This is a genomic window from Dryocola clanedunensis subsp. sulfonylureivorans, from assembly GCF_016756775.1.
Taxonomy (GTDB): domain Bacteria; phylum Pseudomonadota; class Gammaproteobacteria; order Enterobacterales; family Enterobacteriaceae; genus Dryocola; species Dryocola clanedunensis.
The window spans coordinates 24,624-45,145 of record NZ_JAERMU010000008.1 but is presented as its reverse complement, the minus strand read 5'-3'; the positions used below and the strand labels follow the sequence as shown (position 1 = coordinate 45,145).

Here is a 20,522-nt window from a genome sequence, read left to right as displayed (position 1 = left end):
TTTTCAAGAGATTATGGAGAGAGTGTATAGTAAATGCAGCGCTGAAGAAAGCAGCAGGTTAAGAATTATCTGCATCCTTCTGTCGAACGGAAGAAAATTAATGGCTCTCATGCCTGAGAGCCATCCTTTTTATATTTCTTTGAGCATTAATCCCGCCCGCAGCCCGAGCGCAACATCTGGGTTAGGGAATAAAACAAACTCTTTATCCTCTTTCACGACATAGCGCGTGTTGCCATCTTCCGCCAGCAGCGTGTCTTTCGGAAAAGCGGTAAAGTTCTGTGTCTGTGCCCCCATATGCAACACAAAGGATTCAGAGAGCCTGGTTATCTGCTGGGCCACTTCATAACGAAGGGGCTCCGCCTCGGCAACCGGGACTTCACCGCCAATCAGCAGCGCCGTCAGCGCATCTTTCGTGACGGCAAACTGGTTAAGATCGTTTTCGCCGAACGGCTGCGCCTTGCCTAATTCCAGCGTGCAGCTCAGCGCCGTAAAGTGCTCGCTGCTGAAATGGGTGAAGGTGCCGCCTGGCGCTTTATGAAATACCAGCGCCTGCAGGCCTGCGCAGCCAAGCCAGGAGAGATAGGCTTCATCATAGGGTAGCGGACGCGTCGGGAGCACACCAAAACGAGGGTGGTAAGAGCTGCGGATTGCCGTGTGCATATCCAGATGCCAGAGGATGGTTTCATCCCCCTGTGACCAGAACAGCTCCAGCGCATGCTCAAGCCGACCGGCCCGCTGCGTTTCAATGCTTTCCGGGAACTGCTGCCAGCGCCCACCGAACATACGGTTCATATCGCTGTGCATATAGCGTTTATTTGCGCGCAGCGCCGCAGGATTGCCGAAGATCACCAGCAGCCGCCACTGGAGGGCCAGCCTGCCCGCCACGAGATCGTCCACCAGCTGCGCCAGGATCTCCACCGGCGCCGTTTCGTTCCCGTGAACGCCGGCTGAGATAACCAGCGCTTTCTCCACCGGCTGCAGCGGCGTGAGCGTCAGGATCCCCTCATCGCACCACTGCCAGCTTAAATGGTCATTCTTTCCTTCCGTTTGCGATGGCGCTTTCCCTGCCAGGGTCTGCGCCAGAAAATCCAGCATTGTGCCTCCTGAATGGCCGAATGGGTTGGGTAAACTGTCCACTCAGTAAATTATAGGTTTAAAACAGTAAGCTGATATGCCTGATTTTAGTAGTGTTATTTACGAATGAGGGAATAAGCCTACCGGAGAGTACGGCTCAGGGTAAGCTATTGAAACCAAAACAACGGATGACGCTGCCTGTTATCCAACCTGGGCACTGGTCACGGCAGGTGGAAAATCGGTTGCGTCATCCGGCTAAATTATCTGTTTTATATCTGGAAAGGGTAAACCGACCCCAAGTCCAGAATTCGCGTCAGCTCGTCCAGCGCTTCCCGGCCCTCGCGCAGCAGCAGCGGGTCGGCCAAATCAGCCTGGGTAAGACGGTCGCGATACCAGCGGTCCACCCAGCCGTTCAGCGTGACGAACAGCCTGTCGTTCATCATCACCGCCGGATTCACCGCGCCCTGCTCTTCGGCGGTAAGGACGACCCGCAGGCGCAGGCACGCCGGGCCGCCGCCGTTCGCCATGCTTTCACGCAGGTCGAAAACTTTCAGCTCGCCGATGGGGTTATCGGCGTTCAGCAGCTCGTTCAGATAGCCCCACACGCCCTCATGCTGACGCGCCTCTTCCGGCAGCACCAGCAGCATGCTACCGTCGTCGCGACTCAGCAGCTGGCTGTTAAACAGATAGGTCGACACGGCATCCGCCACCGATACCCGGCTGGCCGGGACCTCCAGCGCCGTAAAGCCCGGCACTTTCTGACGCAACGTGGCGTAAAGCACCTGCTGGTGTAAAAAAGCCTGCTCATGGCAGAACAGCACCTGGCGGTTCGATACCGCAATCACGTCATTATGAAAGACGCCCTGGTCGATCACCGCCGGGTTTTGCTGGGCATAAACCACCAGCTTCGCATCCACCTGGTTCAGGCGGGCTATAGCCTGGCTTGCCTCCAGCGTTTGCCGGGCGGGGTAGCGGGCCGGGATCAGTCCGGCCTTCGCCTCTTCCCGCCCGTAGACAAACAGCTGGACGGACGGATCGCCGTAATCCCCGCCGAGGCGGTTATGGTTCGCCGCCCCCTCGTCGCCGAACATACCAACCTGCGGCAGCGCGCCGTGGACCGCAAAGTGGCGCTCATCGCGGAAAATGGCGTGCAGCAGGCTTTCGGTGGTCGGCGCTTCGCTTGCCCGGTGAAATTTATTGTTCAGGTTAGCGACCGTCAGATGCACCTTACCGTCCAGGCTGTCGGCAGACGGCGAGACTGTAGCGGCGTTTGCCACCCACATCGACGAGGCGGAACTGGCGGCGGAAAGCAGCTGGGGAGCCTGCTTAGCCACCCGCTCAACAATCTGCGCGTCGGTTCCGGTAAAGCCCAGCTGGCGCAATACGGGCACGTTTGGACGCTCCTGCGGCGGAATAACGCCCTGCGGGAAGCCCGCATCCGCCAGTGCCTTCATCTTCAGCAGCCCCTGCTTCGCCGCCAGCTTCGGGTTGGATACGCGGAACTGGTGTTTCGTCGAGGCCTCGTTCCCGAACGACAGTCCGGCATAGTGGTGGGTCAGGCCCACCAGGCCGTCAAAGTTGGCTTCGTGGGCCTTCATGGCTGCTCCTTACGGCTGAAATCCAGCCCGGGGCTTAATGATTCCGGCAGCGGGAACGCCGGGCTTTCCAGCGTCGCCATCGGCCACGCGCAGTAATCTGCCGCGTACCAGGCGCTGGCGCGATGGTTGCCGGAAGCCCCCACGCCGCCGAACGGGGCGGTACTGGCCGCACCGGTCAGCGGTTTGTTCCAGTTAACAATACCCGCACGTGCTTCCAGCAGCAGCCGATCGAACTGCTCACGGTCTGGGGAAATCAGCCCGCTTGCCAGCCCGAAGCGGGTGTTATTCGCCATGCGGATAGCGTCGTCGAAGCTGTCATAGCGGTAAACCGCCAGCAGCGGCCCGAAGACCTCTTCGTCCGGCACGTCCCGCACGTCGGATAATTCAACGATGCCCGGCGTCAGCAGTGAGCTCCCCGCCTTCACCAGCTTCGGCTCCAGCAGCGGTTTGCCGCCGCGCGCCAGATGTTCCTGCCAGGCGCTCAGCACGCGTTCGGCCGCCTGCGCCGAAATCAGACCGCCGATAAACGGCTGCGGCATTGCATCCCACTCACCCGGCTGGATACGGGAAGCCACCTCAACCAGCCGCGCTATAAATTTGTCGCCCTGTGCGCCCTTCTTCACCAGCAGGCGGCGGGCGCAGGTACAACGTTGCCCGGCCGTAATAAATGCAGACTGAATTGCCACGTGCACCGCGCCGTCGAGATCTTCCGGATTTTCAACGATCAGCGGGTTGTTGCCCCCCATCTCAAGGGCGAGGATTTTTTCGGGCTGCCCCGCAAACTGACGATGCAGCTGGTAGCCGGTACTGGCGCTGCCGGTAAACAGCAGCCCATCGAGATCGCCCTGCTGCGCCAGCGCCTGTCCGGTTTCACGTCCACCCTGCACCAGGTTTAGTACGCCCTCCGGCACGCCAGCCTGTTCCCACAGCTTCATGACCAGCTCGCCAATGCGCGGCGTCAGTTCGCTGGGCTTGAAGATTAGCGTGTTGCCAGCCAGCAGCCCCGGCACGATATGCCCGTTAGGCAGATGCCCCGGCAGGTTATACGGCCCGAATACCGCCAGCACGCCGTGCGGGCGATGGCGCAGCGTTGCCGCCCCATCGGCCATTGGCGTGTGCGTTTCGCCGGTCCGCGTGTGGTAAGCCTTAACAGAGATGGCGATTTTATTGATCATCGCCGTCGCTTCCGTTGCCGCTTCCCAGCGCGGTTTCCCCGTTTCCTGTGCGATGGTCGTGGTCAGCTCGTTTTTGTTTTCTTCCAGCAGGCGGGCGAATTGCTCAACTATCGCCTGTCGCTCGGCGAAAGGTTTTTTAGCCCACGCAGGGAATGCTGCACGCGCCGCTGCGCAGGCCTTCGCAACCTGTTCGCCGCTGGCGGAGACGCCCTCCCAGAGCAGCTCGCCGTTAACCGGATTATGTTTTTGCATTGCCTCACCGTGGCCGGGGGTCCATTGTCCATTGATCCACTGGGTCATACTTTTTTCTCCTCGGGGCACAGGCGTACCAGGCGAACCTTGTCGCCGGTAGAGCAGTTCAGGGCTTCCGCCGTGGCGGCGTCGATGATCAGCCGGTCACCTTTCGGATTGGCTTTAATCAGCATCGCGCGGAAGTTGTGATAGTTTTCGTTGGCCACCAGGCAGACGGGCAGATCGTCCGTGGCGGGCTGGCCGATGACCACCTCCGCCATGCGGCTCTTGCGGATGGCCCGCACGCGGTCGATGTCGCACTCAAGCGTCGGGCCGCCGTCGAAAATATCGACGTAATTACGGTAGCGGAAACCTTCCGCCTCCAGCACAGCGCGGGCGGGAGCGGTCTGCGGATGCACCTCGCCAATCACCGCCTGCGCTTCAGGCGAGAGGAAATCCGTATAGATAGGGTGCTTTGGCATCAGCTCGGCGATAAATGCTTTTTGCCCGGTGCCGCACAGGTAGTCCGCGCGGCTGAACTCCATCGAGAAAAAGCGGTTGCCCAGGCTTTCCCAGAACGGCGAATGGCCGTGTTCATCAATGACGCCGCGCATCTCCGCCACAACCTTGTCGTTGAAGCGTTCGCGGAAGGCCGCCATAAACAGAAAGCGGGATTTTGACAGCAGGTAGCCGTTGCCCTCTTTGCGCCAGTCGGCATCGAGGAAAAGCGTGCACAGCTCGCTGCTGCCGGTGTGGTCGTTGCTCAGGAACAGCGTCGGCAGCGCGTTATAGATATTCAGCTCTTTCGAGGCGTGGACCAGCGTGCCGAAGCGATAGTTATACCAGGGGTCGTTCAACCCCACCGCCACTTCGATGGCGCAGATGCCCACCACTCTGCGGCTGGCCGTCTCCTCAAGGACAAAAACGTAGCCCTTGTCACCCTTCGACAGGCCGCCCTGCCAGGTATTAATGGAGCGTTCAATGCGCTCTGACAGCGTTTTTTCATCGACGGGCAGCGAGGTCAGCCCGCCCCCCGTTTTCCCCGCCAGCGCCATCAGCCCGGACAGATCGCCGCGCTCAACAGGACGGATGACCATCATGATGTTTCTCCCGCAGTGAAGCGTTCACAGGCGCGCTCAAAGCGGTCGAGTCCTTTGCGCACATCCGCCTCGCTGATAATCAGCGACGGGGCGAAGCGCACCACGTTGGCACCCGCTATCAGGATCATCAGCCCTTCCTGAACGGCGGCCTGTAGAATAAGTTTAGCTTTGCCCGCGTGTTCCTGTTGCAGCACGCAGCCAATTAGCAGACCCAGCCCGCGGACTTCGCTGAACAGCTGATGCTTCTGATTGATCTTGTTAAGGCGCTCGACAAACCACTCGTGACGCTGCTTCACGCCGTCCAGCACTTGTGGAGTATTGATAATCTCCATCACGCGTCCCGCGACCGCGCCCGCCAGCGGGTTGCCGCCATAGGTCGTCCCGTGGGTGCCGACAACCATCACCTGCGAGAATTTATCAGTGGTCAGCATCGCGCCAATCGGGAAGCCGCCGCCCAGCGCTTTTGCGGTAGAGAGTACGTCCGGCGTGATGCCGTAGTGCATATAGGCGTACAGGGAGCCGGTACGCCCGACGCCGGTCTGCACCTCGTCGAAAATCAGCACGGCGTTATGGCGGTCGCAAAGTTCGCGCAGGCCCTGCAGGAACGTTGGGTCCGCAGGCACCACGCCGCCCTCGCCCTGCATTGGCTCAACGATCACCGCGCAGGTGTTTTCGTCGATAAGCTCGCTGGCGGACTGCAGGTCGTTATAAACGGCGTGGCTGATATCCGCCGGCAGCGGCGCAAAGTCTTTTGAATAGGCGGGCTGTCCGCCTGCGGAAACGGTAAACAGGGTTCGGCCATGGAAGGCGTTTTTGAACGCGACGATGCCGCTCTTTTGCGGACCAAAATTATCGTGAGCATATTTGCGGGCCAGCTTGAGTGCCGCCTCGTTGGCTTCCGCCCCCGAATTACAGAAGAATACTTTGTCGGCGAAAGTCGCGTCGATAAGCTGCTTTGCCAGACGCAAAATCGGCTCGTTGGTATAGCCGTTGCCGGTATGCCAGAACTTTTCGGCCTGGGCAACGAGGGCCGCACACAGGTCCGGGTTGGCGTGCCCCAGCGCGTTAACCGCAATCCCGCCCGCAAAATCGAGGTAATCCTTACCCTGCTGATCCCACAAAGTCGAACCTTCACCGCGCACCGGAATAAAAGCCGCAGGGGCGTAAACGGGCATCATCCATTCGTCGAAGTTCTGGCGGGTAATTGATTGCGACATAGCGACCTCTTCTGGTAAAGAATTAGTAAATTAAATGTTAAATGATTGGGTGTTTGCACTGTGAATGTAGATTGCACCGTTCGTGCCAGCCAGCGATAAAACTGCATAACGAGAGCGCCAGAAAGGAAAATCAAGGAGTTACAACATTAATTTATGCAGTTTATATGAATATTAAGTGCATAGTTTTACGAGCGGGGCGGCTTTGCCGTAGGAAAACAAGAAATATTATGCAAGTGTAAAATATAATGCTGGAATTGTGATCGCTGGCGGGATTTGCTCGCCGTTTGTGCACCAGTTCGGGGCGAGACGGGTCATTTTGGTGCAGATGTTGCCCGGTAATGACGCTGCGCTTATCCCCCCTCTCTTGTAGGTCGAATAAGCGTTAGCGCCATCCGGCAATATGCGGGTACACAGCGCAGCATTCACAGCGATCTTCTGCTACCATCCAGCAACCTTAACTTGCTATCCTGGCTGCTATTTATGAAATTTGTCTCTTTTAATATCAATGGCCTGCGTGCCCGTCCACATCAGCTTGCGGCAATCGTCGAACAGCATCAGCCGGACGTCATCGGCCTGCAGGAAACGAAAGTTCATGATGATATGTTCCCGCTGGAAGAGGTCGCGAAGCTGGGATACAACGTCTTTTATCACGGTCAGAAGGGCCATTACGGCGTGGCGCTGTTGACCAAAGAGACGCCCGTTGCCGTGCGCCGCGGCTTCCCTGGCGATGATGAAGAGGCCCAGCGCCGCATTATCATGGCGGAAATTCCTTCCCCGCTCGGCAACCTGACGGTGATCAACGGTTACTTCCCGCAGGGTGAAAGCCGCGACCATCCGACCAAATTCCCGGCAAAAGCGAAGTTCTACCAGGATCTACAGGACTACCTCACCAATGAACTGAACAAAGACAATCCTGTGCTGATCATGGGTGACGTTAACATCAGCCCGACGGATCTGGATATCGGCATCGGTGAAGATAACCGTAAGCGCTGGCTGCGCACCGGCAAGTGCTCCTTCCTGCCGGAAGAGCGCGAGTGGATGGACCGCCTGATCAGCTGGGGCCTGGTGGATACCTTCCGCCACGCCAACCCGGAAACTCAGGACAAATTCTCCTGGTTCGACTATCGCTCGAAAGGCTTTGACGACAACCGCGGCCTGCGTATCGATCTGCTGCTGGCCAGCCAGCCGCTGGCGGAACGCTGCGTGGCAACCGGCATCGATTACGATATTCGCAGCATGGAAAAACCGTCTGACCATGCGCCGGTCTGGGCCCAGTTCAAGCTTTAACTCCCTGAGCAAGGAGCGGGACGGGAATGCATCATTTGCTTTTCGTCGCGCTGCTCCTCATCTTCCTGCCGCTGATTTTCGTATTACCGATTCCCGTCGGATGGGGATGTACCAGCGCCACCCCGTTTAAAACTGAGGATATCTCTATGCGTTTATGCTCTCTGTTTCTTTCCCTTATTACGCTGAGCGCTAACGTTTTCGCGCAGCCTGCGAACTGGAACGATCTCCGCCAGCAGGCAAACGGCCAGACGGTTTATTTCAACGCCTGGGGTGGCGACCCGGCGGTAAATAGCTATCTGGACTGGGCAGGCGTGCAGGTAAAAGAGCATTACGGCATAACGTTAAAGATGGTGCGTCTGGCGGACGCTGCTGAAGCGGTAAAACGCATTCAGAGCGAGAGCGCAGCCGGAAGAAAAACGTCTGGCTCTGTCGATTTGCTCTGGGTGAACGGTGAAAACTTCCACGCGCTTAAGCGCGCCGGACTGCTCGCCGAGGACTGGGCAGAAACATTGCCAAACTGGCGCTACGTCGATGTGCAAAAGCCCGTCAGGGAAGATTTTTCGCAACCCGTTGACGGCGCTGAAGCGCCGTGGGGCAGCGCTCAGCTGATGCTGATCGGCGACAAGCAGCGCAGCGCTTCTTTTCCACGTAGCGCCGAAGCGCTGCTTACTTTTGCGAAAGAGCATCCCGGCAAGGTCAGCTACCCTCGCCCGCCGGACTTTACCGGCACCGCCTTTATCGAACAGCTGCTGATTGTCCTCACTGACGATCCCCAGGCTCTGCGCCAGCCGCCAGACCCGGCGACGTTCGATAAAGTTACCGCCCCGCTGTGGCGTTACCTCGACCGGCTGCACCCGTATCTGTGGCGCGCTGGAAAAGCTTTTCCGCCGACGTCTGCCAGAATGGACCGCATGCTGGCAGACAGCGAGCTGTTGCTGTCCGTCACTTTTAACCCCGCTCATGTGGACAATCTGATTGCCCGCCATCAGCTGCCCACCACGGCTCGCTCCTTTGGTTTTGAACGGGGCATGCTCGGCAATGTGCATTTCGTGGCGATTCCCGCGAATGCAAAATCTAAAGCGGCAGCCATGGTTGTTGCCAACTTCCTGATGTCACCTGCGGCGCAGATCCGTAAGGCCGATCCTGCCGTCTGGGGCGACCCGACAATCCTCGACGCTAAATTACTGCCCGCGCCGCTAAATCACCAGCTGGCTGAACATGTGCCTGATAGCCTCGAGCCGGTGCCGTTCCTGGCGGAACCGCATGCCGCCTGGGTTGCGGCCATCGAAAAGGCCTGGCTTACCCGCTACGGTTCCCGATGAAGCCAAAGATCTCCCTCTCTCAGGGGCTGGCAGCGCTGGCGGCGGGCCTGGTGTTTTTGCCCATGCTGCCCGGCTTAGCGTTTATGGCCGCCCCGCTGGCGAACAGAGGGGTCTGGCTGCATGCTTTACAGGATAATCAGTTCCCCGAGGCGATGCTCGCCACGCTCGTCTCCGTCGTGATAAGCGTCAGCGGCGCGCTAATTCTGACGTTAACGGTTGTCTGTGGATTATGGCCGGGGCCACGCTGGCAGGGCTACGTCCGTCGCCTGCCGCTGCTGCTCGCCTTTCCCCACGTTGCATTCGCCAGCGGTCTGCTGTTCCTGTTCAGCGAACACGGCTGGCTGGCGCGCCTGCTTCATCTCGCCTTCCCTGTCGACAACGTTGGCGTGGGGCTGGGCCTGATGCTGGCGCTGAAAGAAGCCTGGTTTTTACTGTGGTTTGCCGGCACGCAGCTCAGCCAGAGCGAACTTGAACAGCAGCTCGTCGTCTGCCGGTCTCTCGGCTACGGGCCTCTGCATAGCCGACTCCTTGTCGTGGTGCCGCAGCTTCTGCCCCGTCTGGGCTGGGCGTTAGTTGCCGTCATAGCCTACAGCCTGTCGGTGGTGGACGTGTCGATAATTCTCGGGCCGGGCAATCCCCCTACGCTCGCCGTGCTGGCATGGCTCTGGATGAGCGACTACGATCCGCAGCAGCAGGCCATGGGCATGGCGGTTTCACTCATGCTGCTCGTGCTACTGGCAGGGTTTAGCATCACCGGCAGGCTGCTCTGGCGCGGTTTGCGCCGCCATCTGGCTACGTTTTCCGGCCATCGCTCTGGATATGATATTCGGGCTTTTTCCACAACGCTGACGGTCATCCTCTTCGGCATCGGCATCGCCGCAATGGCTATTTTGATCGGTTGGTCGCTGGCGGAAAGCTGGTTTTATCCGGCATTATTACCGGATACTTTCAGCTTTGCAGGCTGGCAGACAGCCCGTTATGACACGCTGTGGACGGCGCTTTGGCTGGCGCTGGCAAGCTGCGTGCTGGCCACGTTTTGCGTTTTACTCTGGCTGGAAGGCTGTTCACGCCGCTTTGACGTGCTGCTTTTACTGCCGCTGGTGCTCCCCGCTTTGCCGCTAGCCGCCGGGCAGTATCAGCTGCTGCTGCATATTTCGCAGGAAGCAACGTGGCAGGCATTGGTCTGGAGCCATCTGCTGTGGGTGATCCCCTACACGTTATTGGTTCTGCGACCAGCGTGGCTACAGCTTGATCCTCGCCATTCAGTCACCGCGCGCACGTTGGGCTGGTCGAGCTGGAAAGTGCTCTGGCTGCTCAAGGTGCCACTCCTGCTGCGCCCGCTGCTCGGGGCGTTAGCGGTTGGCTTCTCCGTCAGCATCGCGCAGTATCTGCCCACGCTTTACGCCGGAGCGGGACGTTTCGCTACCGTGACCACCGAAGCCGTCGCGCTCAGCAGCGGAGGCGATCCGCAGCAGCTGGCGATACAGGCGCTGTTGCAGATAATCCTGCCTGCCGGGATGTTTATTCTTACGCTTCAGGCAGCCCGCCTGGTGGGCCATTACCGACAAGGATTACGCTAATGCTCAGCGTTCGTGATTGTTCTCTTTTTTACGGCTCGCGTCCGCTGCTGGACAGTCTCAGCTTTGATGTCGCCCCCGGCGAGATTGTGACGCTGATGGGGCCGTCGGGCGTGGGTAAATCAACCTTCCTGAACTGGATGATCGGGGCACTGCCCCCTTCGTTTACCGCGAGCGGCGAGCTGTGGCTGAACGATAGCCGTCGCGACACGCTGCCTGTTGAACGCAGGCGCATCGGCATTCTGTTCCAGGATGCACTGCTGTTTCCGCATCTTAGCGTCGGTCAAAATTTGCAGATGGCGATCCCGAAAGATCTTAAAGGCAGACAGCTTGCCGAACAGGCGCTGGAAAGCGCTGGCCTTGCGGGATACGCCAGCCGGGATCCCGCCACGCTTTCTGGAGGTGAACGAGCGCGGGTAAGCGTGCTGCGAGCCCTGCTCGCCCGCCCGGAAGCCCTGCTGCTCGATGAACCTTTTTCCCGTCTCGATCGGGATTTACGCGCCCAGTTTCGCCAGTTCATCAGCGACAATATTGCCGGGCAAGCGCTGCCTGTCGTACTGGTCACGCACGATGCGCAGGATATTCCTCCGGGTGGCAAAATTATCACTCTATGAGATAACGCAAAGAACTCAGCGTCTTCCAGGCGCACAATCCCGGCTCTTTGATTATTCTTCAGGTTATTAGATGAAACGTGTTTCTCAGCTAACCACCGCCCTGCTGCTTGCCGGGCTGTCCTGTTCCACCTTTGCCGCGACCCAGACTCAGCCTATGAATTTTGCTCAGCTACAGGCGCAAAAAGGGACATTAATCGATACCCGTCCGAGCGCGTTTTATAACGGCTGGCCGCAGACCTTAAACGGTACGGGCGGCCATGAACCTGCGGCGCTCAATCTCTCGGCCTCCTGGCTCACCCTGATGAGCGACGAGCAGATAAGCGAGTGGGCAAAGCAGCATCAGCTCACCGATTCCGGTGTGATCGCGCTTTACGGCAGTAAAGAAGATACGCAGGCCGTGAAATCTCGCCTGGAAAAGCTCGGTTTCAGCCACGTTGCCCTGCTGACGGACGGCCTGCAAAACGCAGCGCGGCTGCAAAGAATGGCCCATTTTGAACAGCTCGTTTATCCCCAGTGGATCCACGATCTTCAGCAGAAGAAACCTGTTACCGCCGCACCTGCCGGTGAGTGGAAAGTGATTGAAGCCGGCTGGGGCGCACCGAAAAAATATCTGCTGAGCCATATTCCTGGCGCAGACTATATCGACACCAATGAGGTGGAGAGCGAACCGCTGTGGAACAAGGTTTCCGACGCACAGCTGAAAGCCATGCTGGCAAAACACGGTATCCGCCACGACACCACTGTGGTGCTCTACGGCCGTGACGTTTACGCGGCAGCACGCGTGGCGCAAATCATGCTGTACGCCGGCGTGAAGGATGTGCGCATTCTGGACGGTGGCTGGCAGACCTGGAGCGATTCCGGCCTGCCCGTTGAGCGCGGTTTACCCGGAAAAGTGCAGCCTGCACCTGATTTCGGCGCGACCATTCCGGGGCAGCCGCAGCTGATGCTGAATACAGTTCAGGCCCGAGCGCTGCTGCATCGCAAAGACGCCTCGCTGGTGAGTATTCGCTCCTGGCCCGAATTTATCGGCACCACCAGCGGCTACAGCTATATTAAGCCTAAAGGTGAAATCGCAGGCGCTCGCTGGGGTCACGCAGGTTCAGACTCAACCCATATGGAAGATTTCCATAATCCGGACGGCACCATGCGTGCCGCTGATGACATAGCGGCAATGTGGAAAAACTGGCATATCACGCCGGATCAGCAGGTTGCATTTTATTGCGGCACGGGCTGGCGCGCCTCTGAAACCTTTATGTACGCAAGAGCGATGGGCTGGAAAAACGTCGGGGTATACGACGGTGGCTGGTACGAGTGGAGTGCGAACCCGAAAAATCCTGTAGAACGTGGAGATCGCAAGCCTGAATAGGTCTTGAGTAATGCACTAAGCCCCTGTTATGCAGGGGCTTAAGATTGCTGAAAGAAGCGGCTTCAGTAAGGCTGAGCGTCTTACGACAACATGCCCGTCAATGGTGGATGGCGCTTACGCTTATCCCCTGCCAAACTACTTAGCTGCTTCCACCGCTTGTTTAACGCTGATTTCAGGCAGCTTGCCGTAATCCACCTTCACGTCTTTTAGCTGGCTGATAATGTCTTTGCTGATGTCATTCTCTTTGTCAGCGGCAATCAGGCTGCGGCTGTCCACCACCAGAGCAATATTATGGCTTTTACGATACGTTTCCACCACGGTCGTTATTGCTTTCAGGCTCTCAGCGCGCGCATGATTTTGTTCCGCCACCCACTGGCGATTCAGAATGGTTGCGTCCGCTGCACGACTCTTCTGCTGCTGCTCTTCAGGCATTGCCTGATACGTCTCTTTTGCCTGGTTTTCCGCCTGCAGCAATACCGTTTTCACCTTCGCATTATGATCAATTTCCTGCTGGCCAATTGGCGATTGCGTTAAGACTTCTTCCATATTAATAAAGGCGACTTTTTGCTCCATTGTTCCCTCCTTGTCACAGCCTGTCAGGCTGACAGCCACGACGCAGATTGCCAGAAACGATTTCACAGAAAATTTATTTATCACGCTTAAGGTTCCTTTCTCTTCTGGTTGTCTTCCTTTCCAGGAGGAGACGGTAATTAAAATACTCTGGTCTGGGTTCTCTCCCCGCTGTCCCTGCCTGGCCGGCAGCTTTTTTCAGCGTCTGATACCCGCTCCATACCCTCGTCAGCGTAGTCATCCAGCACAACCCACCGAATATCCACGCCAGCCAGACAAACGCATCGGGCAGCAGACACGCCAGCACAAACAGCGCGATGGTTTCTGTCCCTTCGGTTAGCCCGCCCAGATAATAGAACGACTTGTGCGCGTAGCCGGGGTTATCCAGTTTGTGCTTTTGCGCAACCGCGGCAAAAGCAAGGAAGCTGCTGCCGGTGCCGATAAAAGCAAATAGCAGCCAGCCCCCCGCCACGGCGTTCTGTGCAGGATCGGCGAGAATAAAGCCGAACGGCACCAGCGCGTAGAACAAGAAATCTAACGCGATATCCAGGAAGCCTCCCGCATCCGTCAGCCCTCGTCTTCTGGCCAGCGCCCCGTCCAGACCGTCAAACAAGCGATTGAGCAGGATGGCAACCAGCGCTGCGCCATACCACTGAAGGGCCAGAAACGGCAGCGCCAGCACGCCAATGGCAAAACCGAACAGTGTCAGACCATCAGGGGTGACCGCGGGTTTATCCAGCACGCCCACCAGGTGGTTAAGCGCGGGTTTTATTCGCGGGTGTAGATAGCTGTCAAACACTGGGCTTCTTCCCGCTCTTCGGCACGCACAGTCCCTGCGCCGGGATATCCAGCGCCGCGTTAAACCGTGCGGAGAGATTCTGAAAAGCAATCAAAGCCGTCAGCTCGGTAATCGTCTTTTCGTCGAAGTGCGTTTTTAGCGTGGCCTTAAGCTCGTCATCGACGATGGGAGGCGTGGCGGTCATGGCGTCCGCATAGGCCAGCGCAGCACGCTCGCGCTCGCTAAACAACGTCTCCTGCGGCCAGTTTGCCACCGCCAGCACTTTATCCATCGATCCGCTGCGCTCCGCCAGCCGCAGGCTGTTGGCATCAATACAGAACTCGCAGCAGCACAGCTGTGAAACTCGGGTCATCACCAGCGAGCGGGTGACCGCATCGATTTTCGCCCGCTTGCGCTCCAGAAACCCCACGAACAGCGCAATCAGCCAGAAGAGATAAGGGTAGCGTCCCCACCAGCGGGTTGGATTAAGCACGGCACCAAAATGCTTTTCCTGCATGGTCACAATCGGACGCAGGCTCGCAGGCAGCTTTTTGAGCGGTGCCACCCACGGGGATTTTTTTATCATGATTCAACAAGCCTCATGGCTTAACGCGACGCCAGACCAACGGGTTGGTACTTAGCGTTTTTTCATCACGCTGGCACTGCAGCAGCACGCCGCCATCTGCCTTCACCACCGCACCTTCGGAATAGTTCTGATCCTGATAGATACAGCACTGGTTGCAAGGCTGCGCCCGCTGAGTCTGATTACTGAAAACTTCCGGCGGCACGTTGATATCCAGCTGCCTGTCAAGACGCTGCGCCATCCCCGGCAGACTCACCACCAGCGCTACGGCGCCGACGAGCAGGCTTTTTGTTTGCATCTTCACTTCCCTCTTTTTTTGCCGCACTTTTGCGGGGCTTTTTATTGTCTTCCGGTGCTTTGATGCCCTTGAAAGCATGACGAACCGGCGTCGTTCGGGCCTGATGGATAAGCTCATAGAGCGTATTCACCAGCGGCTGCATGAAGTCCTGATAACGGCACTGCTTTTCGCTGATTTGCGTCAGCGTGGATTCCCAGTGGGCGGTCATGTCCGGTCTTGCCGCCAGCTCCGGCAGGGAGTGGATCAGCGCGCGTCCCGGAGGGGTAGAGATAATATAGCGTCCTTTCTTCACCAGGAAGGTGCGCTTGAACAGCAGTTCGATAATCCCCGCTCGCGTCGCTTCCGTTCCCAGACCGTCCGTGGCGCGCAGGATCTTTTTGAGATCTTTATCCTGCACAAAACGGGCAATCCCCGTCATCGCAGAAAGCAGCGTCGCATCGGTGAAATGCCGCGGCGGCTGGGTTTGTCGCTCTATGACCTCGCCCTTTTCGCACAGCAGCTCGTCACCTTTGGCCACCACCGGCAGCGGTGTGCCATCGTTTTCTTCGTCGCGCTCTTTGTTACCCAGCAGCGTCCGCCAGCCCGCCTCGGCCAGGAATCTCGCTTTGGCGTTGAATTTACCGCCCGCGATGTCCAGGTCAATGGTGCATTTACGAAACACCGCATCGGCACAGAACTGCATTAAGTATTGTCGGGCAACCAGGTTATAAACTTTACTTTCGTTTTCCGACAATGAGACATGAGAGCTGCGCGCCGTCGGAATAATGGCATGGTGGGCGTCGACTTTTTTATCATCCCAGCAGCGGTTGCGGATGTCTGTATCAACCGCGGGCTGCGGCAGCAAATCCGGCTGATGAACGCTGATGGCATTCAGTACCGAGTGTCGCCCGGCGTAGTGCTCTTCCGGCAGATAGCGGCAGTCGGAACGCGGATAGGTAATCAGCTTGTGGGTTTCGTACAGCTTCTGGCAAATATCAAGCACGTTCTGCGCGCTCAGGCCAAAGCGCTTCGCCGCTTCAATTTGCAGGCTGGAGAGGGAAAACGGCAGCGGCGCGACTTCTGATTCACGCTTGTCGTTATAGGCCGTAACGATGGCGGGCTGCCCGCCAATGCGGTTAACGACGTGTTCGGCAAGCGGGCGATGCAGCAGCCGCCCCTCTTCGTCCTGGTAAGGCTCGCAGGATTCACTGGGGATCCAGGTCGCCACAAAACGTTCCTCTGCCGGGGTAACAATGTGGGCTTTGACCTCGAAGAAGTCCTTCGGGACGAAGTTTTCAATCTCTTCATCGCGGCGCACCACCATTCCCAGCACAGGCGTCTGCACACGCCCCACGGAAAGGACCCCCTGGTAGCCCGCATTGCGCCCAAGGATGGTATAAGCGCGGGTCATATTGATGCCGTAAAGCCAGTCTGCGCGGGCGCGGGCCAGCGCGGAGACGCAAAGCGGGATGAATTCACTGTTAGCGCGCAGGCGGGAAATGGCGCGCTCCACGGCCTGCGGGTTGAGGTCGTTAATCAGGCAGCGCTGTACCTGCTGACGCTTTTCAGGCGCCAGCTGGAGATAATCCAGCACTTCGTCCACCAGCAGCTGCCCTTCGCGATCCGGGTCACCTGCGTGAACCACTTCAGTGGCCTGCTCCAGCAGTTTACGAATCGCGTTGAGCTGTTTGGTGACCGAGGGGCGGGGCTGGAGCTGCCACTTTTCCGGCACGATGGGCAAATCGGCAAGGTTCCAGCGCGCATAGCGCCCGTCGTAGGCATCCGGCTGCGCCTGCTCCAGCAGGTGCCCGATACACCAGGTAACCACCTGTCCGTTGCCGCATTCGATAAAGCCGTCACCGCGACGATGGGGTTTGGGCAGCACGTCCGCAATCGCACGTGCCAGGCTCGGTTTTTCCGCAATAAACAGCCGCATGAGATTACAGGATCTCGATCATCGGTCGTCCTGCGCGGGCGGTTTTCAGCTCGCCAATCGCAGTGAGCTTGATGCCATTTTTTTCTGCCACTGCGGCAACGGCCTGTTCCGCATCTGCACGAACGGCCAGCAGCAGCCCGCCGGAGGTCTGGGGATCGCAAAGCAGATCGCGATACGCGTCGGACATTTCGCCCATCAGATGACCGTAGCTGGCAAAGTTGCGTCCGGTGCCGCCCGGCACGCAGCCTTTGGCGATGTACTCTTCGACATCCGGCAGTTTTGGCACATGATCGAACCATACTTCTGCCTGAACGCCAGCGCCCTGGCACATTTCGCTGAGGTGGCCCAGCAGGCCGAAGCCGGTCACGTCCGTCATGGCGGTCACGCCTTCAATGTCGGCAAACTCCGCGCCGGGCTTGTTGAGCTGGCACATCACTTCGGCGGCAAGGCCATAATGTTCGGGTTTGAGCAGGGATTTTTTCTCGGCGGTGGTCAGCACGCCAATGCCCAGCGGCTTGGTGAGATAGAGTTTGCAGCCGACTTGCGCCGAGCTGTTTTTCTTCACGCGCTCTGTCGGCACGATGCCGGTAACAGCAAGGCCAAAAATAGGTTCTGGTGCGTCGATGGAGTGACCACCCGCCAGGGAAATCCCCGCCTGCTGGCAGACAAAGCGTCCACCTTCGATAACTTTACGGGCAATTTCTGGCGCCAGCGTGTTGACTGGCCAGCCCAGAATGGCAATCGCCATAATCGGTTTGCCGCCCATGGCGTAGATATCGCTGATGGCATTGGTTGCAGCGATGCGCCCGAAATCAAACGGGTCATCAACAATGGGCATGAAGAAGTCGGTGGTACTGATGACGCAGGTGCCGTTGCCCAGATCGTAAACCGCCGCGTCGTCGCTGGTTTCATTCCCCACCAGCAGATTCGGGTCGACAAACTTCGCCTGCTCCGATTGCAGTATGGTTTGCAGGACTTTTGGGGAAATCTTACAGCCGCAGCCGGCTCCGTGGCTGTACTGCGTTAAACGAACGGTTTGCTCACTCATGGACTACTCCTGTCATTGGCAATCGCTCTATGTTAGCGCTCAAATGCAGGAGTAGTAAGTGTGGGTGTCTGAATTGCGCTGCTTTCGCTCACAATCCAGACAGCTTTGCGCTATTTGTTCAGAAATGCCGCACGAACGGTGTGGTATCAGGAATGGAAATTGAGGTGGACGCTTTTAGCTGCGGCGTGCCCAGGTAAAGGAAACCGACAACCTCGTCCTGCTCGCGGCACTGAAGCGCATGGCGAACAGCTTCGCTTTCCGTCCACAGCCCCGTGCGCCAGATGCCATTAAAGCCCTGGGCCACTGCGGCCATCTGCATTGCCATCACGGCACAGCCTGCTGAAACTACCTGCTCCCAAACCGGAACTTTGTGTTCGTCATCGCAATGAGCGACCACAGCGATAATCATTGGCGCACGAAACGGCGCGGTGCGCGCTTTCTCAATACCTTTCTCGTCCATCTCTTCGGCAACGGCGGCGGCTTCCAGCACTTTGCTGAACCGTTCGCGGCCCTCGCCTTCAATCACGATGAAGCGCCACGGCTGTAACGTGCCGTGATCGGGCGCACGCATACCGGCGCGGAAAATGTTTTCCAGCGTTTCACCCGCCGGGGCTGGCTCGCTGAGGCGCGAGGCGCTGCGACGATTTAACAGTAGTTCGAGTGCATCCATTAGGTAACCCCTGTAATGATTTTCGTTCACAAAATTAACACGCTCATGTCTTTTGTTACAGCGTCGGGCCGAATTCCTGCTGACTTTTCCCTGACGGCTATTTAGGATAGCGATCACTTTGGTTGCGATTTAGCGCAACATACTGGATTTTGACGGTTACGGAGATGACATGCGTACCATAGGGCGAATTATTGCCGGCTTCTTTAAGTGGACCTGGCGTCTGCTCAATTTTATTCGAGAATTCATTCTCAATATGTTCCTGATCCTGCTGGTGCTGGTTGGCGTGGGGATCTGGCTTCAGGTCAGCAGCAGCTCTGCTGAGCCTTCCCGCGGCGCGCTGCTGCTGGATATCACTGGCGTTGTCGTAGACAAACCTTCGGTCAGTAATAAACTCGGCGTTATTGGCCGTCAGCTGCTTGGCGCAAACTCTGACCGCCTGCAGGAAAACTCCCTGTTTGATATCGTTGATGTGATTCGCCAGGCGAAAAACGACCGTAATATCACCGGCATCGTGCTGGATCTCAAAGAGTTCGCCGGAGCCGACCAGCCTTCCATGCAGTATATCGGCAAAGCGCTGCGTGAATTCCGTGACAGCGGTAAACCTATCTACGCCACGGGCGATAGCTACAGCCAGGGACAGTATTATCTCGCGAGCTTCGCCAATAAAATCTGGCTTTCGCCGCAGGGTATGGTCGATCTGCACGGGTTTGCTACTAACTCGCTCTATTACAAATCCCTGCTGGATACGCTGAAAGTTTCCACGCATATCTTCCGCGTCGGGACTTATAAATCCGCCGTTGAGCCTTATATTCGTGACGATATGTCCCCTGCCGCCCGTGAAGCGGACAGCCGCTGGATTGGCGAACTGTGGCAGAACTATATCGGCACCATCGCGGCAAACCGCCAGCTCACCGCTCAACAGGTGTTCCCGGGGGCGCAAGGCCTGCTGGATAACCTGAGCAAGCTGGGTGGCGATACGGCAAAATACGCCCTGGAAAACAAACTGGTTGATGAGCTGGCGTCCAGCGCTACCGTTGATAAAGCGCTGATCAAGCAGTTCGGCTGGAGCAAAGAGAACAAAGACTTCAGCTACACCAGCATGTACGACTATCAGGTGAAGAAAGCGCCTGACCAGGGCGGCTCCATCGCGGTGATCTTCGCTAACGGTGCCATCATGGACGGTGAAGAAACGCCGGGACAAGTCGGCGGCGACACCACGGCGATGCAAATTCGTGAGGCGCGGCTGGATCCGAAAGTGAAAGCCATCGTCCTGCGCGTGAACAGCCCAGGCGGCAGCGTATCCGCCTCTGAGGTGATCCGCGAAGAGCTTGCGGCGGCACGTGAAGCGGGTAAACCCGTCGTTGTGTCGATGGGGGGCATGGCGGCCTCCGGCGGCTACTGGATCTCGACGCCTGCAAACTACATTGTGGCAAGCCCAAGCACGCTGACCGGTTCAATCGGTATCTTTGGCGTCATCAACACCGTTGAGCACTCCCTTGATAGCATTGGCGTCCATACGGATGGCGTCTCCACTTCGCCGCTGGCGGACGTTGCCGTCACCAAAGCCCTGCCGCCTGAAGTCGGGCAAATGATGCAGCTGACTATTGAGAACGGCTATAAGCGCTTTATCGGCCTGGTTGCCGCTTCCCGTCAGAAAACCCCGGAGCAGATCGATCAGATTGCCCAGGGCCACGTCTGGACCGGTCAGGATGCGAAAGCCAACGGCCTGGTGGACAGCCTGGGTGACTTCGACGACGCGGTTGCCAAAGCGGCTGAGCTTGCGAAGCTGAAAAGCTGGCACCTGGACTTCTGGCAGGACGATCCGAGCTTCGTGGATATGGTGTTTAACAGCATGAGCGGCTCAGTCCGCGCCATGCTGCCGGAGGCGATTCAGGCTTATCTGCCTGCCCCGCTGGCAGATGCCGCGCTGGCGGTGAAAGCGCAGAACGATAAGTTCGGCACCATGAACGATCCGCAAAACCGTTACGCCTTCTGCCTCACCTGCGGAGATGTAAGGTAAATCAAAACGGAAGCCCGGCAATCGCCGGGCTGATTTTTTCCCGCCAGCCCCTTATACTGCGCCCCATAACGTCAAAGCC

General features: G+C 57.9%; 17 protein-coding genes and 1 pseudogene. 6 read left to right on the top strand and 12 right to left on the bottom strand.

The features are described from left to right. Positions 1 to 129 precede the first annotated feature (129 nt). The 5 genes from astE to HYQ67_RS09820 form a co-directional block, all read right to left on the bottom strand. Positions 130 to 1,095 carry a succinylglutamate desuccinylase gene (astE, locus tag HYQ67_RS09840; protein WP_202303517.1) on the bottom strand — a complete coding sequence of 322 codons (966 nt, stop codon included), beginning with the start codon at positions 1,093 to 1,095 and terminating at the stop codon, positions 130 to 132. Between the two features lie 248 nt (positions 1,096 to 1,343). Then, entirely contained in the window at positions 1,344 to 2,672 is a 1,329-nt protein-coding gene (gene astB, locus HYQ67_RS09835) for an N-succinylarginine dihydrolase (RefSeq protein ID WP_202303516.1), read from the bottom strand. Then, positions 2,669 to 4,147, bottom strand: a complete 1,479-nt coding sequence (gene astD, locus HYQ67_RS09830; protein ID WP_202303515.1) for a succinylglutamate-semialdehyde dehydrogenase — start codon at positions 4,145 to 4,147, stop codon at positions 2,669 to 2,671. Before astD ends, astB begins: the two co-directional genes overlap by 4 nt. Next, complete coding sequence (gene astA, locus HYQ67_RS09825) at positions 4,144 to 5,178, bottom strand: arginine N-succinyltransferase (RefSeq protein ID WP_202303514.1); 1,035 nt, start codon at positions 5,176 to 5,178, stop codon at positions 4,144 to 4,146. The genes astD and astA overlap by 4 nt, the downstream gene beginning before the upstream one ends. Continuing rightward, on the bottom strand, positions 5,175 to 6,395 hold the full coding sequence (locus HYQ67_RS09820; RefSeq protein WP_202303513.1) for an aspartate aminotransferase family protein: 1,221 nt from the start codon (positions 6,393 to 6,395) through the stop codon (positions 5,175 to 5,177). The genes astA and HYQ67_RS09820 overlap by 4 nt, the downstream gene beginning before the upstream one ends. Before the next feature lie 480 nt (positions 6,396 to 6,875). Between HYQ67_RS09820 and xthA the strand changes: the two genes are divergently transcribed. The 5 genes from xthA to HYQ67_RS09795 all read left to right on the top strand — a co-directional run bounded on the left by xthA (position 6,876) and on the right by HYQ67_RS09795 (position 12,561). Then, positions 6,876 to 7,682, top strand: a complete 807-nt coding sequence (gene xthA / locus HYQ67_RS09815; protein ID WP_202303512.1) for an exodeoxyribonuclease III — start codon at positions 6,876 to 6,878, stop codon at positions 7,680 to 7,682. A gap of 146 nt (positions 7,683 to 7,828) precedes the next feature. Continuing rightward, the gene (locus HYQ67_RS09810; RefSeq protein WP_202303684.1) at positions 7,829 to 9,004 is read left to right on the top strand and encodes an ABC transporter substrate-binding protein; all 1,176 of its coding nucleotides are present in this window, start codon (positions 7,829 to 7,831) and stop codon (positions 9,002 to 9,004) included. Then, positions 9,001 to 10,584, top strand: coding sequence for an ABC transporter permease (locus HYQ67_RS09805; protein ID WP_202303511.1), 1,584 nt, complete (start codon positions 9,001 to 9,003; stop codon positions 10,582 to 10,584). The genes HYQ67_RS09810 and HYQ67_RS09805 overlap by 4 nt, the downstream gene beginning before the upstream one ends. Continuing rightward, positions 10,584 to 11,195, top strand: coding sequence for an ATP-binding cassette domain-containing protein (locus HYQ67_RS09800; RefSeq protein WP_202303510.1), 612 nt, complete (start codon positions 10,584 to 10,586; stop codon positions 11,193 to 11,195). The genes HYQ67_RS09805 and HYQ67_RS09800 overlap by 1 nt, the downstream gene beginning before the upstream one ends. Positions 11,196 to 11,265: 70 nt before the next feature. Beyond that, positions 11,266 to 12,561 (top strand): sulfurtransferase, encoded by a 1,296-nt coding sequence (locus HYQ67_RS09795; RefSeq protein WP_202303509.1) that lies wholly within the window; start codon positions 11,266 to 11,268, stop codon positions 12,559 to 12,561. 135 nt (positions 12,562 to 12,696) lie between these two features. Here HYQ67_RS09795 and HYQ67_RS09790 read toward each other — a convergent pair whose 3' ends face one another. From HYQ67_RS09790 to HYQ67_RS09760, 7 genes and pseudogenes are all read right to left on the bottom strand, one after another. Further along, entirely contained in the window at positions 12,697 to 13,134 is a 438-nt protein-coding gene (locus tag HYQ67_RS09790; protein ID WP_202303508.1) for an OmpH/Skp family outer membrane protein, read from the bottom strand. Positions 13,135 to 13,312: 178 nt separating this feature from the next. Continuing rightward, positions 13,313 to 13,930 (bottom strand): annotated as a pseudogene (locus HYQ67_RS09785) (CDP-alcohol phosphatidyltransferase family protein); the annotation flags it as partial. Beyond that, positions 13,923 to 14,495 carry a carboxymuconolactone decarboxylase family protein gene (locus tag HYQ67_RS09780; RefSeq protein ID WP_202303506.1) on the bottom strand — a complete coding sequence of 191 codons (573 nt, stop codon included), beginning with the start codon at positions 14,493 to 14,495 and terminating at the stop codon, positions 13,923 to 13,925. The gene HYQ67_RS09780 and the pseudogene HYQ67_RS09785, both read right to left, overlap by 8 nt. A 13-nt stretch (positions 14,496 to 14,508) precedes the next feature. Next, a complete protein-coding gene (locus tag HYQ67_RS09775; RefSeq protein ID WP_237391192.1) occupies positions 14,509 to 14,733 on the bottom strand; it encodes a DUF1496 domain-containing protein in 225 nt (74 codons plus the stop codon). After that, positions 14,717 to 16,705, bottom strand: coding sequence for a DNA topoisomerase III (locus HYQ67_RS09770; protein WP_202303504.1), 1,989 nt, complete (start codon positions 16,703 to 16,705; stop codon positions 14,717 to 14,719). The genes HYQ67_RS09775 and HYQ67_RS09770 overlap by 17 nt, the downstream gene beginning before the upstream one ends. A 4-nt stretch (positions 16,706 to 16,709) precedes the next feature. Next, positions 16,710 to 17,753, bottom strand: coding sequence for a selenide, water dikinase SelD (selD, locus tag HYQ67_RS09765; RefSeq protein ID WP_202303503.1), 1,044 nt, complete (start codon positions 17,751 to 17,753; stop codon positions 16,710 to 16,712). Between the two features lie 118 nt (positions 17,754 to 17,871). After that, a complete protein-coding gene (locus HYQ67_RS09760; protein ID WP_202303502.1) occupies positions 17,872 to 18,423 on the bottom strand; it encodes an NAD(P)H nitroreductase in 552 nt (183 codons plus the stop codon). Positions 18,424 to 18,592: 169 nt separating this feature from the next. On the opposite strand from HYQ67_RS09760, the gene sppA reads away from it, so the two are divergent. Beyond that, positions 18,593 to 20,443: a signal peptide peptidase SppA gene (gene sppA, locus HYQ67_RS09755; RefSeq protein WP_202303501.1), complete on the top strand. Its 1,851-nt coding sequence runs from the start codon at positions 18,593 to 18,595 to the stop codon at positions 20,441 to 20,443. Positions 20,444 to 20,522 lie beyond the last annotated feature (79 nt).